General features: G+C 66.8%; 9 protein-coding genes and 3 rRNA genes. 6 read left to right on the forward strand and 6 right to left on the reverse strand.

The window, feature by feature from the left end; genetic code table 11:
* Position 1: 1 nt before the first annotated feature.
* From ACTWJ8_RS16975 to ACTWJ8_RS16990, 4 genes are all read left to right on the forward strand, one after another.
* Complete coding sequence (locus ACTWJ8_RS16975) at positions 2 to 685, forward strand: DUF4129 domain-containing protein (protein ID WP_356376048.1); 684 nt, start codon at positions 2 to 4, stop codon at positions 683 to 685.
* A 158-nt stretch (positions 686 to 843) separates the two neighbouring features.
* The gene (locus tag ACTWJ8_RS16980; RefSeq protein ID WP_443264911.1) at positions 844 to 2079 is read left to right on the forward strand and encodes a DUF4350 domain-containing protein; all 1236 of its coding nucleotides are present in this window, start codon (positions 844 to 846) and stop codon (positions 2077 to 2079) included.
* Complete coding sequence (locus ACTWJ8_RS16985) at positions 2079 to 3068, forward strand: AAA family ATPase (RefSeq protein WP_356376045.1); 990 nt, start codon at positions 2079 to 2081, stop codon at positions 3066 to 3068. Before ACTWJ8_RS16980 ends, ACTWJ8_RS16985 begins: the two co-directional genes overlap by 1 nt.
* A 28-nt stretch (positions 3069 to 3096) precedes the next feature.
* Positions 3097 to 4407, forward strand: coding sequence for a DUF58 domain-containing protein (locus tag ACTWJ8_RS16990; protein WP_443264342.1), 1311 nt, complete (start codon positions 3097 to 3099; stop codon positions 4405 to 4407).
* 90 nt (positions 4408 to 4497) lie between these two features.
* On the opposite strand, the gene rrf is transcribed toward ACTWJ8_RS16990, so the two are convergent.
* The 4 genes from rrf to ACTWJ8_RS17010 form a co-directional block, all read right to left on the reverse strand.
* A 5S ribosomal RNA gene (gene rrf / locus ACTWJ8_RS16995) occupies positions 4498 to 4614 on the reverse strand.
* Between the two features lie 90 nt (positions 4615 to 4704).
* Positions 4705 to 7827 (reverse strand): 23S ribosomal RNA (locus tag ACTWJ8_RS17000).
* A 303-nt stretch (positions 7828 to 8130) separates the two neighbouring features.
* Positions 8131 to 9656: ribosomal RNA gene (locus tag ACTWJ8_RS17005) — 16S ribosomal RNA — on the reverse strand.
* Together the 16S, 23S and 5S rRNA genes form the textbook arrangement of a ribosomal RNA operon.
* Before the next feature lie 556 nt (positions 9657 to 10212).
* Positions 10213 to 11220, reverse strand: a complete 1008-nt coding sequence (locus ACTWJ8_RS17010; protein WP_443264343.1) for a stage II sporulation protein M — start codon at positions 11218 to 11220, stop codon at positions 10213 to 10215.
* A 105-nt stretch (positions 11221 to 11325) separates the two neighbouring features.
* Here ACTWJ8_RS17010 and ACTWJ8_RS17015 point away from each other — a divergent pair, with 105 nt between their 5' ends.
* The gene (locus ACTWJ8_RS17015; RefSeq protein WP_443264345.1) at positions 11326 to 12270 is read left to right on the forward strand and encodes an RDD family protein; all 945 of its coding nucleotides are present in this window, start codon (positions 11326 to 11328) and stop codon (positions 12268 to 12270) included.
* Between the two features lie 11 nt (positions 12271 to 12281).
* Here ACTWJ8_RS17015 and ACTWJ8_RS17020 read toward each other — a convergent pair whose 3' ends face one another.
* Positions 12282 to 12896 carry a hypothetical protein gene (locus tag ACTWJ8_RS17020; protein WP_443264347.1) on the reverse strand — a complete coding sequence of 205 codons (615 nt, stop codon included), beginning with the start codon at positions 12894 to 12896 and terminating at the stop codon, positions 12282 to 12284.
* Positions 12897 to 13058: 162 nt separating this feature from the next.
* Positions 13059 to 14522, reverse strand: coding sequence for an adenosylhomocysteinase (ahcY, locus tag ACTWJ8_RS17025; RefSeq protein ID WP_356384588.1), 1464 nt, complete (start codon positions 14520 to 14522; stop codon positions 13059 to 13061).
* Positions 14523 to 14965: 443 nt separating this feature from the next.
* Here ahcY and ACTWJ8_RS17030 point away from each other — a divergent pair, with 443 nt between their 5' ends.
* On the forward strand, positions 14966 to 17107 hold the full coding sequence (locus ACTWJ8_RS17030) for a fructose-specific PTS transporter subunit EIIC (protein WP_443264349.1): 2142 nt from the start codon (positions 14966 to 14968) through the stop codon (positions 17105 to 17107).
* Positions 17108 to 17152: the final 45 nt, after the last annotated feature.

The following is a 17152-nucleotide window of genomic DNA, read 5'->3' on the forward strand; positions in this document are numbered from 1 at the left end:
GGTGAGCGCACTTGGGGGAGTGCTCCACACGACGATCTCGTCGGTCGTCACCGGCGGCGACGAGCCGCCGGTGACGACTCCACGCGTCCCCGCGCGGGAGGCGGCCGAGCGCGAGCTGTCCAAGCCCGCGTACCACCAGGACGACCCGAACTGGTTCATGCGCGCCCTGAACAAGTTCTGGGACTGGATCGGCGAACTCTTCTCCGCCGCTTCCGACGCCACCCCGGGCGGCACCGTCGGCCTGCTCGTCATCCTGCTGGCCGTCGTCGCCGTGGCCGCCGCCCTGTGGTGGCGCCTCGGCACACCGCGCCGCTCCCCCACCTCCGCGGCACCGCTCTTCGACGACCGCCCACGCAGCGCCGCCGAACACCGCGCGGCCGCCGACGCACACGCCGCCCAGGGCCACTGGAACCAGGCCGTCCAGGAACGGATGCGCGCCCTGGTCCGCTCCCTCGAGGAACGCGCCCTCCTCGACCCGCGCCCCGGCCGCACCGCCGACGAGGCCGCCACCGAGGCCGCCCGCCCGCTGCCCGCACTCGCGGACCGCCTGCGTGCGGCCGCCCGCGACTTCGACGACGTCGCATACGGCGGCCGTACCGCGACCCAGGAGACGTACGAACGCCTGTCGGCCCTGGACGCCGAAGCGGAACGCACCACGCCGTCCCTCGCGGGAGCGCCCCGGTGACCGACCCGACCACCCCCGACACGCCGCACTCCGGCCACGACCAGGACGACCCCACGCGCGACCACCCGCGGCACCCCAAGTCCGTCACGGCGACGGCCACACTCAACGCGCCACCACCGCCTTCGGACGGCACCGACGCGCCCGCCGGCGCCACCTCCATCACGCCTACCGCTCGCCAGATCTGGACCCGCAGCCGTGGCATCGCCCTGGCCCTGGTCCTCCTCCTGGTCGCGGCCGTGCTCATCGCGCTGGTCCGCTCCGGCGAACAGCACGGCGCCCTCGACCCGCGCTCCGCCGACGAACGAGGCAGCCGCGCCGTCGCCCAACTCCTCGCCGACCGTGGCGTCGACACCCGCGTGGTCACCACCACCGCCGAGGCCCGTGCGGCGGCAGGGCCCGACACGACGCTGCTGGTCGCCTCCCCCGATCGCCTCACGGCCCGCCAGCAGTCCCGGCTCCGGGCCGCGACCGCCGACTCCGGAGGCCGCACGGTCCTCGTCGCCCCCGGCGCCGCCTCCGTCGACACGCTCGCCCCCGGGGTCACCGCCGACCCCGAGCCCGCCGCCGACGGGCCCCTCGCGCCCGACTGCGCCCTGCCCGCGGCCCGCCGCGCCGGCCCCGCCGCCACCGGCGGCCACCGCTACAGCACCGTCCTGACCGACGCCGACTCCTGCTACCCGAGCGCCGGCTCCCCCACGCTCCTTCGCCTGCCGTCCTCTGCCGACGATGGCGGCGACGGCGGCAACAACACCAGCGATGGCGGCGGCAACGAAGGCGACGACAGCGGCAAGACCCCAGGCGACACGATCGTCATCGGCTCCCCCGACATCCTGGTCAACAACACCCTCGACGAGCAGGGCAACGCCTCGCTCGCCCTCCAACTCCTCGGTTCGCGCCCTCATCTCGTCTGGTACCTCCCCTCCCCCTCCGACGCGTCGGCAGCCGACGACGCACAGAACGACCGCAGCTTCGTGGACCTGATCCCCAAGGGCTGGCTCTGGGGCACACTTCAGCTCTTCATCGCGGCGGCACTGGCCGCCCTGTGGCGCGCACGCCGACTCGGCCCCCTGGTCCAGGAGCGCCTGCCCGTCGCGATCCGCGCCTCCGAAACCGTCGAAGGCCGCGCCCGCCTCTACCGCAAGGCGAACGCCCGCGACCGCGCCGCCACGGCCCTGCGTATCTCCACCCGCACCCGACTCGCCCCCCTCATCGGCATCCCCGTGTCCCAGGCGCACTCGCCCGAGGACTTCCTGCCGGCCCTGGCCCGCCAACTCCCCACGCCCGACCGGGACCCGCGCACCCTCCTCTTCGGCCCGCCACCCGCGACCGACGCAGCACTCATCGCACTCGCCGACCACCTCGACGCCCTCGAAAGTGAGGTACGGAACCCATGATGGACCCGACCACTGACAACGCCGGGCCCACGACGGATCCCCGCAGCTCACGGGCGTCCTTGGAGGCCCTGCGCACGGAGATCGCCAAGGCCGTGGTCGGCCAGGACCCCACCGTCACGGGCCTGGTCGTGGCCCTGCTCTGCCGCGGCCACGTCCTCCTCGAAGGCGTCCCCGGCGTCGCCAAGACCCTCCTCGTACGCGCCCTCGCGTCGTCCCTCGAACTCGACACCAAGCGCGTCCAGTTCACCCCGGACCTGATGCCAAGCGACGTAACGGGCTCCCTGGTCTACGACACGAACACCGCCCGCTTCTCCTTCCAGCCGGGCCCGGTCTTCACCAACCTCGTCCTCGCCGACGAGATCAACCGCACCCCGCCGAAGACCCAGTCCTCCCTGCTCGAAGCGATGGAGGAACGCCAGGTCACGGTGGACGGCACGGCCCGCCAACTCCCCGACCCCTTCATGGTGATCGCGACCCAGAACCCGGTCGAGTACGAGGGCACCTACCCCCTCCCCGAGGCCCAACTGGACCGTTTTCTCCTCAAGTTGAACGTCCCACTGCCCTCCCGCCAGGACGAGATCGACGTCCTGACCCGCCACGCCTCCGGCTTCAACCCCCGCGACCTGCAGGCGGCCGGCATCCGTCCGGTCGCCACGGCAGCCGACCTCGAAACGGCCCGCGCGGCCGTCGCCAAGACGACGGTCTCCCCCGAGATCACCGCGTACGTCGTCGACATCTGCCGCGCCACCCGGGAGTCCCCGTCCCTCACCCTCGGCGTCTCCCCGCGCGGCGCCACGGCCCTCCTCGCCACGTCCCGCGCCTGGGCCTGGCTGACCGGCCGCGACTACGTCACCCCCGACGACGTCAAGGCCCTCGCCCTGCCCACCCTCCGCCACCGCGTCCAACTGCGCCCGGAGGCCGAGATGGAGGGCGTGACCGCGGACTCGGTCATCAACGCGATCCTCACCCACGTCCCCGTCCCCCGCTGACCTGCGACGCAACGGAGGACGACACCACATGGCTCTGACCGGACGCACGGCGCTCCTCGCCGCCCTGGGCTCCCTCCCCGTCGGCATCTGGGACCCCAGCTGGACCGGCATCCTGGCCGTCAACACCCCCCTGGCCCTGGCCTGCGCCTGCGACTTCGCCCTGGCCGCCCCCGTACGCCGCCTGCGCCTCACTCGCTCCGGCGACACCTCCGTACGCCTCGGAGACCCGGCCGACGTCACCCTCACGATCACCAACCCCTCACGCCGCCCTCTGCGCGCGCAGGTCCGCGACGCCTGGCCCCCGAGCAGCTGGCGCTCCGGAAGCGAGTACGAGGCGTCCCGCCACCGCCTCCGAATCCCCGCAGGCGAACGCCGCCGGGTCACGACCCGCCTGCTGCCCACCCGTCGCGGCGACCGCACGGCCGACCGCGTCACGGTCCGCTCCTACGGCCCCCTGGGCCTCTTCACCCGCCAGGGCACGCACCGAGTCCCCTGGACGGTCCGCGTTCTGCCGCCCTTCCACAGCCGCAAGCACCTCCCGGCCAAGCTGGCCCGCCTCCGCGAACTCGACGGCCGCACCAGCGTGTTGACCAGGGGCGAGGGCACCGAGTTCGACAGCCTCCGCGAGTACGTCCCCGGTGACGACACCCGCTCCATCGACTGGCGCGCGACGGCCCGCCACTCAGCGGTGGCCGTCCGCACCTGGCGCCCAGAACGCGACCGGCACATCCTTCTGGTCCTCGACACCGGCCGTACGTCCGCCGGCCGCGTCGGCGACGCCCCGCGCCTCGACGCCTCCATGGACGCCGCCCTACTTCTCGGAGCCCTCGCCTCCCGAGCCGGCGACCGCGTCGACCTCCTGGCCTACGACCGCCGCACCCGCGCCCTCGTCCAGGGCCGCACAGCGGGCGACGTCCTCCCGGCCCTGGTCAACGCGATGGCCCCACTGGAACCCGAACTGATCGAAACGGACGCCCGCGGCCTCACAGCAACGGCGCTCCACACCGCACACCGCCGCTCCCTCATCGTCCTTCTTACGTCTCTGGACGCGGCACCCGTCGAGGAGGGCCTGCTCCCTCTCCTCCCACGCCTCACGAAGCGCCACACGGTGATCGTGGCCTCGGTGGCCGACCCGCAAATCGAGTCGATGGCATCGGCACGGGGCTCCACGGACGCCATTTACGAAGCCGCGTCAGCGGAACAGGCCAAGGCTGAACGCCGCCGCACGGCGGAACAACTCACCCGCCACGGAGTCACAGTCGTCGACGCGACCCCGTCCGCACTTCCCCCGGCCCTCGCGGATGCCTATCTGGCCCTGAAATCCGCCGGCCGCTTGTGACGAAAAACGAAAGGAGGGGGCGCTCGTCGCCCCCTCCTTAAACGCAGAAAACCCCCGTGCCGAATGGCACGGGGGTTTTCTTCAATATGAGTTCGGCGGCGTCCTACTCTCCCACAGGGTCCCCCCTGCAGTACCATCGGCGCTGTGAGGCTTAGCTTCCGGGTTCGGAATGTAACCGGGCGTTTCCCTCACGCTATGACCACCGAAACACTATGAAACACACAACCGGAGCCGCAGCCTTGACGGCTTCGACGGTTGTTCGTGGTTTCAGAACCAACACAGTGGACGCGAGCAACTGAGGACAAGCCCTCGGCCTATTAGTACCGGTCACCTCCACACCTCACGGTGCTTCCAGATCCGGCCTATCAACCCAGTCGTCTACTGGGAGCCTTAACCCCTCAAAGGGGGTGGGAATACTCATCTCGAAGCAGGCTTCCCGCTTAGATGCTTTCAGCGGTTATCCCTCCCGAACGTAGCCAACCAGCCATGCCCTTGGCAGAACAACTGGCACACCAGAGGTTCGTCCGTCCCGGTCCTCTCGTACTAGGGACAGCCCTTCTCAATATTCCTACGCGCACAGAGGATAGGGACCGAACTGTCTCACGACGTTCTAAACCCAGCTCGCGTACCGCTTTAATGGGCGAACAGCCCAACCCTTGGGACCGACTCCAGCCCCAGGATGCGACGAGCCGACATCGAGGTGCCAAACCATCCCGTCGATATGGACTCTTGGGGAAGATCAGCCTGTTATCCCCGGGGTACCTTTTATCCGTTGAGCGACGGCGCTTCCACAAGCCACCGCCGGATCACTAGTCCCGACTTTCGTCCCTGCTCGACCCGTCGGTCTCACAGTCAAGCTCCCTTGTGCACTTACACTCAACACCTGATTACCAACCAGGCTGAGGGAACCTTTGGGCGCCTCCGTTACCCTTTGGGAGGCAACCGCCCCAGTTAAACTACCCATCAGACACTGTCCCTGATCCGGATCACGGACCCAGGTTAGACATCCAGCACGACCAGAGTGGTATTTCAACGACGACTCCCCCGATACTGGCGTACCGGGTTCAAAGTCTCCCACCTATCCTACACAAGCCGAACCGAACACCAATATCAAACTGTAGTAAAGGTCCCGGGGTCTTTCCGTCCTTCTGCGCGAAACGAGCATCTTTACTCGTAGTGCAATTTCACCGGGCCTATGGTTGAGACAGTCGAGAAGTCGTTACGCCATTCGTGCAGGTCGGAACTTACCCGACAAGGAATTTCGCTACCTTAGGATGGTTATAGTTACCACCGCCGTTTACTGGCGCTTAAGTTCTCAGCTTCGCCACACCGAAATGTGACTAACCGGTCCCCTTAACGTTCCAGCACCGGGCAGGCGTCAGTCCGTATACATCGCCTTACGGCTTCGCACGGACCTGTGTTTTTAGTAAACAGTCGCTTCTCGCTGGTCTCTGCGGCCACCCCCAGCTCACACTGCAAGAGTGATCACCAGAAGTGGCCCCCCTTCTCCCGAAGTTACGGGGGCATTTTGCCGAGTTCCTTAACCATAGTTCACCCGAACGCCTCGGTATTCTCTACCTGACCACCTGAGTCGGTTTAGGGTACGGGCCGCCATGAAACTCGCTAGAGGCTTTTCTCGACAGCATAGGATCATCCACTTCACCACAATCGGCTCGGCATCAGGTCTCAGACTCATGTGAACCGGATTTACCTGGATCACGTCCTACACCCTTACCCCGGGACAACCACCGCCCGGGCTGGACTACCTTCCTGCGTCACCCCATCACTCACCTACTACCAACTTGGGTCAGCGGCTCCACCACTCCCACCACCGGCAAAGCCGGCGCGGGCGGTTTCACGGCCTTAGCATCACTGGATTCGATGTCTTTCGCGTCACAGCGGGTACCGGAATATCAACCGGTTATCCATCGACTACGCCTGTCGGCCTCGCCTTAGGTCCCGACTTACCCTGGGCAGATCAGCTTGACCCAGGAACCCTTAGTCAATCGGCGCACACGTTTCTCACGTGTGAATCGCTACTCATGCCTGCATTCTCACTCGTGAACCGTCCACAACTACCTTCCGGCGCTGCTTCACCCGGCACACGACGCTCCCCTACCCATCACAGCCGCCGTTGGGCGTATAGCTGCAATGACACGACTTCGGCGGTACGCTTGAGCCCCGCTACATTGTCGGCGCGGAATCACTTGACCAGTGAGCTATTACGCACTCTTTCAAGGGTGGCTGCTTCTAAGCCAACCTCCTGGTTGTCTCTGCGACTCCACATCCTTTCCCACTTAGCGTACGCTTAGGGGCCTTAGTCGATGCTCTGGGCTGTTTCCCTCTCGACCATGGAGCTTATCCCCCACAGTCTCACTGCCGCGCTCTCACTTACCGGCATTCGGAGTTTGGCTAAGGTCAGTAACCCGGTAGGGCCCATCGCCTATCCAGTGCTCTACCTCCGGCAAGAAACACACGACGCTGCACCTAAATGCATTTCGGGGAGAACCAGCTATCACGGAGTTTGATTGGCCTTTCACCCCTAACCACAGGTCATCCCCCAGGTTTTCAACCCTGGTGGGTTCGGTCCTCCACGAAGTCTTACCTCCGCTTCAACCTGCCCATGGCTAGATCACTCCGCTTCGGGTCTTGAGCGCGCTACTGAATCGCCCTATTCGGACTCGCTTTCGCTACGGCTTCCCCACACGGGTTAACCTCGCAACACACCGCAAACTCGCAGGCTCATTCTTCAAAAGGCACGCAGTCACGAGATATGTGCAAGCACATATCCGACGCTCCCACGGCTTGTAGGCACACGGTTTCAGGTACTATTTCACTCCGCTCCCGCGGTACTTTTCACCATTCCCTCACGGTACTATCCGCTATCGGTCACCAGGGAATATTTAGGCTTAACGGGTGGTCCCGCCAGATTCACACAGGATTTCTCGGGCCCCGTGCTACTTGGGTGTCTCTCAAACGAGCCGCTAACGTTTCAGCTACGGGGGTCTTACCCTCTACGCCGGACCTTTCGCATGTCCTTCGCCTACATCAACGGTTTCTCACTCGTCCCATCGCCGGCAGACGATGGAAGAGAGATCCCACAACCCCGCACACGCAACCCCTGCCGGGTCTCACACGTATACGGTTTGGCCTCATCCAGTTTCGCTCGCCACTACTCCCGGAATCACGGTTGTTTTCTCTTCCTGCGGGTACTGAGATGTTTCACTTCCCCGCGTTCCCTCCACACTGCCTATATATTCAGCAGCGGGTGACAGCCCATGACGACTGCCGGGTTTCCCCATTCGGAAACCCCCGGATCAAAGCCTGGTTGACGACTCCCCGGGGACTATCGTGGCCTCCCACGTCCTTCATCGGTTCCTGGTGCCAAGGCATCCACCGTGCGCCCTTAAAAACTTGGCCACAGATGCTCGCGTCCACTGTGCAGTTCTCAAACAACGACCAACCACCCGTCACACACCAAGAACCTTGGCGCTTCACCGGGGCCGGCACTGAAGGCGACCTCGCGGCCGTACCTTCAGACACCCAACAGCGTGCCCGACACCCTCGCCCCTCCATCTCGCTTTCCACGCCGAAGCAGTACTCGCGACCAGAGCAGGTCAAGTGTGCCGAATAATCAACGTTCCACCCATGAGCTATCCACCGTCGAACGTTTGCCGACGTAGTGGCTCTGGCATCCCTTGCGGGACGCTAGATGCTCCTTAGAAAGGAGGTGATCCAGCCGCACCTTCCGGTACGGCTACCTTGTTACGACTTCGTCCCAATCGCCAGTCCCACCTTCGACAGCTCCCTCCCACAAGGGGTTGGGCCACCGGCTTCGGGTGTTACCGACTTTCGTGACGTGACGGGCGGTGTGTACAAGGCCCGGGAACGTATTCACCGCAGCAATGCTGATCTGCGATTACTAGCAACTCCAACTTCATGGGGTCGAGTTGCAGACCCCAATCCGAACTGAGACCGACTTTTTGAGATTCGCTCCACCTTGCGGTATCGCAGCTCATTGTATCGGCCATTGTAGCACGTGTGCAGCCCAAGACATAAGGGGCATGATGACTTGACGTCGTCCCCACCTTCCTCCGAGTTGACCCCGGCGGTCTCCTGTGAGTCCCCATCACCCCGAAGGGCATGCTGGCAACACAGAACAAGGGTTGCGCTCGTTGCGGGACTTAACCCAACATCTCACGACACGAGCTGACGACAGCCATGCACCACCTGTACACCGACCACAAGGGGGACCCTGTCTCCAGGGTTTTCCGGTGTATGTCAAGCCTTGGTAAGGTTCTTCGCGTTGCGTCGAATTAAGCCACATGCTCCGCTGCTTGTGCGGGCCCCCGTCAATTCCTTTGAGTTTTAGCCTTGCGGCCGTACTCCCCAGGCGGGGCACTTAATGCGTTAGCTGCGGCACGGACAACGTGGAATGTTGCCCACACCTAGTGCCCACCGTTTACGGCGTGGACTACCAGGGTATCTAATCCTGTTCGCTCCCCACGCTTTCGCTCCTCAGCGTCAGTATCGGCCCAGAGATCCGCCTTCGCCACCGGTGTTCCTCCTGATATCTGCGCATTTCACCGCTACACCAGGAATTCCGATCTCCCCTACCGAACTCTAGCCTGCCCGTATCGACTGCAGACCCGGGGTTAAGCCCCGGGCTTTCACAACCGACGCGACAAGCCGCCTACGAGCTCTTTACGCCCAATAATTCCGGACAACGCTTGCGCCCTACGTATTACCGCGGCTGCTGGCACGTAGTTAGCCGGCGCTTCTTCTGCAGGTACCGTCACTTTCGCTTCTTCCCTGCTGAAAGAGGTTTACAACCCGAAGGCCGTCATCCCTCACGCGGCGTCGCTGCATCAGGCTTGCGCCCATTGTGCAATATTCCCCACTGCTGCCTCCCGTAGGAGTCTGGGCCGTGTCTCAGTCCCAGTGTGGCCGGTCGCCCTCTCAGGCCGGCTACCCGTCGTCGCCTTGGTGAGCCACTACCTCACCAACAAGCTGATAGGCCGCGGGCTCATCCTGCACCGCCGGAGCTTTCAACCCCTCCAGATGCCTGAAGGAGTGTCATCCGGTATTAGACCCCGTTTCCAGGGCTTGTCCCAGAGTGCAGGGCAGATTGCCCACGTGTTACTCACCCGTTCGCCACTAATCCACCCCGAAGGGCTTCATCGTTCGACTTGCATGTGTTAAGCACGCCGCCAGCGTTCGTCCTGAGCCAGGATCAAACTCTCCGTGAATGTTTCCCCGTAATCGGGGTGACACCACGAGAGCGGAACAGTCGGAGGAATAATCCGACCGTTCACAGCGTCCTCGCTGTGTTTTACAAAGGAACCTCGTCCCAGCAGACGCTGGAGACGGGGTATCAACATATCTGGCGTTGATTTTTGGCACGCTGTTGAGTTCTCAAGGAACGGACGCTTCCTTCGTACTCACCCTCTCGGGCTTTCCTCCGGGCGCTTCCCTTCGGTATTTCGTGTTTCCAATCTTACCAGATCCGTTTTCCGTTCCGTTTCCGGTTCGGAGTTCATTTCCGGTGGCCGCTGGAGGGCCTTTGCCTTTCGGCGGTTCCGACTTTATCAGAAGTTTTGGGCCGGTCGAACCGACTCAGGATTTCCGATTAATCGGGAGGGGGCTTCTCGAATTGAATTTCGTGAAGCGCGCTAGATGCTAACCGTTGCGGTCGAACCTGTCTAGTTCGGGGCAACTGTTCGAATCTACCTCCCCGTTCGGGCCGTGTCAACGGCCTTTCCGGGGCGAAGAGGAGACTAGCAGGTCAGCAGGGGCGCTCGCACCTCAGGCGGCGGTCGGCAGCAGGGCGCTGCGCTCGTCCGCGTCCACGTCGCCCGTTTCTCCCTCGCGGGCCGCTCGACCGCCGAGGACATAGACGTAGGCCAGGAAAGCGAGCTCGGCGGCGATGCCGATGGCGATGCGGGCCCAGGTCGGGAGGCCGGAGGGGGTGACGAAGCCTTCGATGGCGCCGGAGACGAAGAGGACCAGGGCCAGGCCGATCGCCATGCCGAGGGCGGCGCGGGCCTCTTCGGCGAGGGCCGTTCTGCGGGTGCGGGGGCCCGGGTCGATCACGGTCCACCCGAGGCGGAGACCCGTCCCTGCCGCTACGAAGACCGCGGTCAGTTCGAGCAGGCCGTGCGGGAGGATCAGGCCGAGGAAGGTGTCGAGGCGGCCGACCGAGGCCATCAGGCCGATCCCCACCCCTACGTTGAGCATGTTCTGGAAGAGGATCCACAGGACCGGCAGGCCGAGGAAGACGCCCAGGACGAGGCACATGGCGGCGGCCTGAGCGTTGTTCGTCCACACCTGTGCGGCGAAGGACGCGGCCGGGTGGCTCGAGTAGTACGTCTCGTACTGGCCACCGGGGCGCGTCATCTCGCGGAGCTGGGAAGGGGCCGCGATGGAGGCCTGGACTTCGGGGTGCGTGGCTATCCACCAGCCGATCAGGGCGGCTATCGCCGTCGAGAGCAGTGCGGTGGGCACCCACCAATGGCGCGCCCTGTAGACCGCTGCCGGGAAACCGTGGGTGAGGAAGCGCGTCACGTCGCGCCATGAGGCACGGCGGGTGCCGGTCACGGCACTACGCGCGCGTGCCACGAGTTGCGTGAGGCGGCCGATGACCCGCGGGTCCGGTGCGCTCGACTGGATGAGCGAGAGGTGGGTGGCGGTGCGCTGGTACAGGCTCACCAGTTCGTCGGCCTCCGCGCCGGTGAGCCGGCGTCGGCGGCGCAGCAGGGTGTCCAGGCGGTCCCACTCGGCGCGGTGTGCCGACACGAAGACGTCGAGGTCCATCCGGTCTGCTGCTCCTCGCTTTCCGGCACCTGTACGGCGCGATCGGTCTTCAGCTTGGCAGACTGGCGGTCAATGGGGCAGCTCGTTGAAGGGTGGGTGGCCGGCGTGAGTGAGCTGGTGACGGGTGAGGCGGTGGCGCTGGAGCTGCGGCCCGCGAAGTTGCCGAGTCGGGCGCTCGCCGTGCTCATCGACCTGGCGGTGGCGTTCGCCGTCTACATCGCGGTGACCATGGGGTTCGCGGCCGCCACCGCCTCGCTCGACGATGCCGCGGTGGCGGCTGTCGCGGTGGCGACGTTTCTGCTGGTCCTGGTCGGGATTCCGATCGCCGTGGAGACGTTGAGCCACGGGCGGTCGCTGGGGAAGCTCGCGTGCGGGCTGCGGGTCGTACGGGACGACGGCGGGCCGATCCGGTTCCGGCACGCGCTGGTGCGAGGGGCGGTCGGGGTCGTGGAGATCCTGATGACCTTCGGCGTCGTGGCGTGCATCGCGTCGCTGGTGTCCGCGCGCGGTCGGCGGGTCGGGGACGTGTTCGCCGGGACCCTTGTCGTACGGGAGAGGGTGCCGACAGGGCAGATGGCGGCCGTGCCGCCTCCGCCGCCGTGGCTGGTGGGGCGGTTCGCCGAGCTGGATCTGTCGGCGGTGCCGGAAGGGCTGTGGCTGGCGGTGCGGCAGTACCTGACGCGGATGAGCCAGCTGGATCCGCAGATCGGGTGGGGCATGGCCGAGCGGCTTGCGGGTGAGCTCGCCGCGCACACCGGGGCGCCGGTGCCGAGTGACATGCCGCCTGCGGCGTATCTGGCGGCCGTGACGCATGAGCGGCAGTCGCGGGAGGCCCGGCGGGCGCTCGGGGCGAGTGCCGGGGGCGCCGGCGGAGCTCAGGTGGCCCCGGCGGGGCCCGTGCCGCCTGCCGCTCCCCCTCTTTCCCCTCCTCTTTCTCCTCCTACTCCTCCCGCGCATGCACCCGCGCCCGACGCCGCCCCCGTCGACGCCGCCCCCACCCGGCCCGAGAAGTCGGACGGGCCCGCCACCGGCTTCGTCCCGCCCGCCTGAGCGCGGCGGCGTCAGCGAAAGGTTGACGGCGGGGTCTCGAGGTCCTCCAGCTCGATGCCGGGGGCCGCGAGGACCACGTCGCCGGCGATGTGGACGGCCTGCTGCTCCCCCGTGTCCAGGGCTGTGACCTGGTACGCGTCCACGATCAGGGGTCCGTTGTCAGTGGCGTGTGCTTCGCTGTTCAGCAAGGTCCAGGACTGGTCCACGGTGCGCGGGGCGAGGACGGGATCCGTCAGGGCGACGAGGCGGACGCGGGTCGAGGGGGAATCGGGGGTGAGACCGAGCAGACGTGCGGTGGCGATGAGGAACGCGGGGGACATTCCCGTGAACGCGTGCGCGGGGGCGTTTCCTTCGGTCGCGTGAGTGCCGGTGGGGTCGGTGCGGACCCAGGTGACGCCGTCCAGGGCGGCGCCTCTCACCTGCCAGCTCGCGGCGTTCAGTTCGAGGCGGATGGGACGGCCGAGCTCGTCGAGGGCGAGGTCGATCGAGCCGGCGTGGTCGCCGGAGGGGGTGGTCCGTTGCGCTACGTAGCGCCAGCCGGAGGGGCCGGGCGCGCACTGGAAGTGCTCTTCACCGAGAGGGGTGTGATCGTGCGGATCGTGGAGCGAATAGCGGCCGCGGGGCATGGCGTTCGTGGGGTCCTCTGTCTGGCCTGGTGACGGCTGCCGTCGCGTACGAGGCGGGCGGGCGTCGAAGGGCGTGTCCACCGTAGCCAGCGGTGTGTGCGAACACGGGACAGGCCCCCGACACGGGGGTGCGGGGGCCTGTCCTGGACGTGCTCGGTGGGGTCAGTAGCGGTAGTGGTCCGGCTTGTACGGGCCCTCGACCTCGACGCCGATGTACGCGGCCTGCTCCGGGCGGAGCGTCGTCAGCTTCACGCCGAGCGAGTCCAGGTGGAGGCGGGCGACCTTCTCGTCGAGGTGCTTGGGCAGCACGTAGACGCCGGTCGGGTACTCGGACTGCTTGGTGAACAGCTCGATCTGGGCCAGGGTCTGGTCCGCGAACGAGTTGGACATCACGAAGGACGGGTGGCCCGTCGCGTTGCCCAGGTTCAGCAGGCGGCCCTCGGACAGCACGATGATGACCTTGCCGTCGGGGAACGTCCAGGTGTGGACCTGCGGCTTGACCTCGTCCTTGACGATGCCGTCGATCTTCGCGAGGCCGGCCATGTCGATCTCGTTGTCGAAGTGGCCGATGTTCCCGACGATGGCCTGGTGCTTCATCTTGGCCATGTCGGAGGCCATGATGATGTCCTTGTTGCCCGTCGTGGTGACGAAGATGTCGGCCTTGTCGACGACCTCGTCGAGCGTCGTGACCTGGTAGCCGTCCATGGCCGCCTGGAGGGCGCAGATCGGGTCGACCTCGGTGACGATGACGCGGGCGCCCTGGCCGCGGAGGGACTCGGCGCAGCCCTTGCCCACGTCGCCGTAGCCGCAGACGACCGCGGTCTTGCCGCCGATGAGGACGTCGGTGGCGCGGTTGATGCCGTCGACGAGCGAGTGGCGGCAGCCGTACTTGTTGTCGAACTTCGACTTGGTCACGGCGTCGTTCACGTTGATCGCCGGGAACAGGAGGGTGCCGTCGCGCTGCATCTCGTACAGGCGGTGGACGCCGGTCGTGGTCTCCTCCGTGACGCCGCGGATCTCGGAGGCGAGCTGGGTCCACTTCTGCGAACCGTTCGAGATCGTGCGGTTCAGGAGCTGGAGGATGACGCGGTGCTCGTCGGACTCGGCGGTGTCGGGCGAGGGGACCTTGCCGTCCTTCTCGTACTCGACGCCCTTGTGGACGAGGAGGGTGGCGTCACCGCCGTCGTCGAGGATCATGTTCGGGCCGCCAGTGGGCGTGTTCGGCCAGGTCAGGGCCTGCTCCGTGCACCACCAGTACTCCTCCAGGGTCTCGCCCTTCCAGGCGAAGACCGGGATGCCCTGGGGGTTGTCCGGCGTGCCGTTGGGGCCGACGGCGATGGCCGCGGCGGCGTGGTCCTGCGTGGAGAAGATGTTGCAGGAGGCCCAGCGGACCTCGGCGCCGAGCGCGACGAGGGTCTCGATGAGGACGGCCGTCTGGACCGTCATGTGGAGGGAGCCGGTGACGCGGGCGCCCGCGAGGGGCTGGGCGTCGGCGTACTCCTTGCGGATCGCCATGAGGCCGGGCATCTCGTGCTCGGCGAGGGTGATCTCCTTGCGGCCGAAGGCGGCGAGGGAGAGGTCGGCGACCTTGAAGTCCTGGTCCTGTCGGTTGGCGACAGAAGTCATAAGTGAGCTGCTCCTCGGGCTGTTGCAGTCGGTCGAGGTGGGCTGGCGCGCTGCCCGCGGTACGGGCGATGCGCATGGCTGACCTGCGGCGTCCTGGGACACACGGGTCCCCTGGTCGTTCGCAGCGCAGTCCGTCGGAGGCCCTCTCTCCCTCGGGTCGACCCGGCGTGCGGGCCGCCCGACCGCCATCAGCAGCGACGTCTGGCTCGTCACAAAGCTACACCGATCGGCCCAGTCGAACCCACCCCGCCTCACGATCCGGCCGTGTCGCCTCCGGTTCGGGGGCGGGTGCCGGAGTGACGTAAGCGGAATCGTGATGGATGACTACGGACCGGTCGATACGGGACCTTTGAACTGTCGATCCTGTCCGTATGTGTTGCACCATGCTTTGACAGCCGCAAAGATTTGCGCGCTCTTGCACGGAACGCTTGAAGGAGAGCCACGTGACCAGTCCGGCCGACCCCCACGCGGGCGGAGGGGCCGTCGAGCAGCAGCGGAAGCTGAAACTGCTCGCGGTGACCTCATGTCCGACCGGCATCGCGCACACCTACATGGCTGCGGAGAAGCTGCAACAGGCGGCGGATGCCGCGGGCATCGACATGAAGGTGGAGACGCAAGGGTCCATCGGGGCCGAGAACGTCCTCACCGACAACGATGTCAAAGACGCCGACGGCGTCATCATCGCCGCCGACACGGACGTCGACCGCAGCCGGTTCGCCGGCAAGCGGCTTCTGGCGGTCGGCGTGTCCGAGGGCATCAGCCACCCCGAGCAGCTGCTCGAGCGCGTGCGGACGGCGCCCGTGCACGGCGGTTCCGGTGGCGGCGCCGCGCAGGGGGCCGCGGTCTCCGGCGGCAAGGACCGCGGAGCGGCGTACAAGGCGCTGATGAACGGCGTCAGCTTCATGATCCCGTTCGTGGTGGTGGGCGGTCTGCTGATCGCCGTGTCGCTGGCGATCGGCGGTCACGCGACGCCGGACGGGATCCAGATCCCCAAGGACACGTTCTGGTTCAACGTCAACGCGCTCGGCACGCTCGGCTTCAAGCTGATGCTGCCGATCTTCTCCGGGTACATCGCCTACGCGCTCGGTGACCGGCCCGCGCTGGTGCCCGGCATGATCGGCGGTTTCCTCGCGGCGGACGCGAGCATCTACGGCTCCGACGCCAACGCCGGTTTCCTCGGCGCGATCGTGACCGGTTTCCTCGCGGGCTATCTCGTGATCGCGATCCGGAAGGTCAAGGTCCCGAAGGCCGTCCAGCCGATCATGCCGATCATCGTGGTGCCGATCGTGTCCACGCTGGCCGTGGGCCTTGCCTTCATCTACATCCTCGGCGGGCCGATCTCCTGGGTGTTCACGCACCTCACCGACTTCCTCGGCGGGATGACCGGGTCGAGCGCGGTGCTGCTGGGCGCGCTCATCGGTCTGATGATCGCGTTCGACATGGGCGGTCCGGTCAACAAGACGGCGTTCCTGTTCGCCGTCGGCCTGATCGGGACGAACAACGCCGTCATGGGCATGGCCGCCGCGGCCATCCCGGTGATGCCGCTGGGCCAGGGTCTGGCCACGCTGATCCGCCGCAAGCTGTACTCCGACGCGGAGCGCGAGGCCGGTATCGCGGCTCTGTTCATGGGCTGCTTCGGCATCTCCGAGGGCGCGATCCCGTTCGCGGCGGCGCGGCCCGCGCAGGTCATTCCGGCGAACATGCTGGGCGGCGCGGTGGCCGGTGCGATCGCCGGGCTCGCGGGGGTCGAGGACTCCGTGCCGCACGGAGGTCCGATCGTCGCGGTGTTCGGTGCGATCAGCGGCCTCGCCATGTTCGTCGTCGCGATGGCCGCGGGCACGGTGGTCACCGCCCTGACGACGAACGCGCTCATCGGGGTGAGCAACCGGCGCGCCGCCGCCAAGCAGGCCGCCACGGAGTCGGGCAAGGGCGCCGGTGCTCCCGAGCCCGCCCTGGTCGGCGCGGCTCCGGCCGTCTCCGCAGAGAGCGCGCCCGAGGCCCACGCGACGGCGACCGTGGCCTCGGCGTCCGCGTCCGCGTCGCTGCAGGCGGCCGCTGCGGGCTCCACGGCTGCCGGTGCGGCCGAAGCCGAAGCCGAGGCGGGAGCCGAGAGCGACGGCGGGGCGCCCGAGGTGCTCTCCGGCTATCTGACCGCTCGTACGGTCAAGGTCCGGCTCGACGCGCAGGACAAGGAAGCCGCCATCCGTGAGCTGGCGGGCCTCGCCGCCGGCACCGGAAAGGTGGCCGATGCCGAGGAGCTCGTACAGACCGCGCTGCGCCGCGAGGAGCAGGGCACGACCGGGCTCGGCGAGGAGATCGCCATCCCGCACGCCAAGACGGACGCGGTGACCGCCCCGGTCGTCGCCTTCGCGCGGTCCTCCGAGGGCATCGAGTGGGGTTCGCTCGACGGCACGAAGGCCAAGCTGGTCTTCATGATCGCGGTGCCGGAGGCGGCCGCGGGCGACGAGCACCTGCGGATCCTGGCGCTGCTCTCGCGCAAGCTCATGGACACCGACTTCCGGGCGCGGCTCCAGGCGGCCCCTGACGAGGCGGCGATCCTCGAGGTGCTGGCCGAGGTCCAGTAGCCGAACGGCTCTCTACGTAGAGGGGCCCTACCGAGAATTCTCGGT

The organism is Streptomyces sp. SDT5-1, from assembly GCF_052245995.1.
Classification (GTDB): Bacteria; Actinomycetota; Actinomycetes; order Streptomycetales; family Streptomycetaceae; genus Streptomyces.